2 protein-coding genes and 1 pseudogene are annotated in these 2,235 nt (G+C 57.0%); 1 reads left to right on the top strand and 2 read right to left on the bottom strand.

Features of this window, described 5'->3' with window-relative positions; all coding sequences use genetic code 11:
• Positions 1-360 (bottom strand): annotated as a pseudogene (locus tag ACE3OH_RS19870) (phosphate ABC transporter permease subunit PstC); the annotation flags it as partial.
• 98 nt (positions 361-458) lie between these two features.
• Complete coding sequence (pstS, locus tag ACE3OH_RS19865) at positions 459-1,499, bottom strand: phosphate ABC transporter substrate-binding protein PstS (protein WP_374357251.1); 1,041 nt, start codon at positions 1,497-1,499, stop codon at positions 459-461.
• A 269-nt stretch (positions 1,500-1,768) separates the two neighbouring features.
• On the opposite strand from pstS, the gene ACE3OH_RS19860 reads away from it, so the two are divergent.
• A partial coding sequence (locus ACE3OH_RS19860) for a triose-phosphate isomerase (RefSeq protein WP_374357249.1) occupies positions 1,769-2,235 on the top strand: 467 nt, incomplete at its 3' end.

The following is a 2,235-nucleotide window of genomic DNA, read 5'->3' as shown; positions in this document are numbered from 1 at the left end:
AATGCCGGCGAGCAACTCGATGGCGATACCAAGCGGGCGGCGCAACCAGATCGGCGACAGCTCGGTGAGGAACAGGGCGATGCCGAAGCTGACCGGTACACCGATAAGCAGCGCGATCGCAGAGGTAATCAGGGTGCCTTGGATCGGGCGCCACGCGCCAAAGTGGCGAGCAACCGGGTCCCAGGACGGTGAAGTGATAAAGCTGATACCGAACTGCTTGATCGACGGCAAACTACCTTCGACCAGCGAAAAGGCAATGGCTGCCAGGACCACAAGGACAAAGCATGCGGCCATGCGCGTGACATTGAAAAACACCATATCGGCGATGCGGAACCGTTGCCGCTGGATTTGCTCTTGCATGGCTGCTCACGAAACTGTGTAAGACAAGAAAGCAGGAATCGACTTCCATCAATTCCTGCTTGATGTGCTACCCGCCACTTCGGCGGGTAAACCCGGAGTTACTTGACGATCGCAGCGCCGCTATTGTCGGTCATCTGCTTCCACGATGCCTTGATCTGGCTGATCACGCTGGCTGGCAACGGGATGTAGTCGAGCGAAGCCGCAATCTTGGCGCCGTCGGCAGTATAAGCCCAGTCGAAGAACTTCAAGGTCTCGGCGGCGTTTTGCGGCTTGTCCTGTTTCTTGTGCATCAGGATGAAGGTCGCGCCGGAAATCGGCCAGGTCGCCTTGCCAGGCTCATTGGTGAGGATTTCATAAAAGCCGGGAGCACGAGCCCAGTCGGCCTTGTCGGCTGCAGCCTGGAAGGCTTCAGCCGTAGGCGCTACGAATTCGCCATCACGGTTTTGCAGTTGGACGTGAGACAGCTTGTTCTGCTTGGCATAAGCGTATTCGACATAGCCAATGGCACCCTTGAGGCGTTGCACATAGGCGGCAACGCCTTCATTGCCCTTGCCGCCGATACCGGCAGGCCATGCAACTGCCGTGCCTTCGCCAACCTTGGTCTTCCACTCCGGGCTGACCTTCGATAGGTAGTTAGTGAAGATGAACGAGGTGCCCGAACCGTCGGCGCGGCGTACCACATTGATCGACAGGGCCGGCAAGGCAACGCCCTTGTTCAGTGCGGTAATGGCCGGGTCGTTCCACAGCTTGACCTTGCCGAGATAGATATCGGCCAGCACTTGCGGGGTCAGCTTGACCTTGCCGGCTTCGATGCCAGGCAGGTTGTAGACCGGCACTACGCCACCGACCACGGTCGGAAATTGCATCAGGCCGTCTTTGTTCAGTTCTTCAAGTGTGAGTGGCTTGTCGGATGCGCCGAAATCCACCGTCTTGGATTGAATCTGCTTGATACCGCCGCCCGAGCCGATGGACTGATAGTTCAGGCCAACATTGGTCTTGGCTTTGTAAGCCTCGGCCCACTTGGCATACACAGGGTATGGGAAAGTTGCACCAGCACCGGTGATATCGGCATGTGCAACACCGAAGCCGAGCGACAGCAAGGCAAAGGCGGAAATTTTGAGGCCAGTGGACAGGCGCATTGCAAGTAACTCCGAAGGATTGGCTTAGAAACGGGACCAGACAAATGAGGTGATCGCTGTGGTCGGACCATCCTGAATGCCGCGCAAATGCTGGCAAAACAGGGCTAGCCCGGAAGCGGCTGTAACCGACGGCGTGGATGTTAATGATCGTATATTTCGATTAGATTACAACTCTGTGTCAACTTGCCCGGTGTGTCGCCTTGATTGACTAATGCCGATGCAAGCCAGTAGAATCCGGCGCCTTTGCTGAGAGCAGGAAGGTGGGCTGAATGATGCGCAAGCATGTGATCGGCAACTGGAAGATGAATGGCTCGGCGAAGCAGATCAATGAGGTGCTTGGGCAATTGCGTGAGCAAAGCTTCGCTGCCCGGGTATCGGTCTGTGTTCCATTTCCCTATCTTGTATTGGCAGCGAAACTGCTTGCTGGTAGCGATGTGGGGGTCGGGGCGCAGAATGCATCTGCACATGTGACTGGTGCGTACACTGGTGAAGTGTCGGCGGAGATGTTGCGTGATGCAGGATGTGAGCTGGCAATCGTTGGTCACTCGGAGCGCCGCAGCTTGTTTGCCGAAAGTGATGATTCGATTTCCGCGCGGCTGGTCAGGTTGTGGCAGGCTGGCTTGTTCGGAATTGTTTGTGTCGGGGAAACGCTTGGTGAGCGCGAGGCGGGAATGGCTGAGGCGCGCATCGAGGCGCAGCTGGCTCCCGTGAAAGCCCTGTTGTCTTCCGGGTTGAG

Source organism: Chitinimonas sp. (genome assembly GCF_041904975.1).
Lineage (GTDB): Bacteria > Pseudomonadota > Gammaproteobacteria > Burkholderiales > Chitinimonadaceae > Chitinimonas.
Note: the sequence above shows the minus strand (reverse complement) of the source record. Positions and strands in the feature narration are given on the sequence as shown.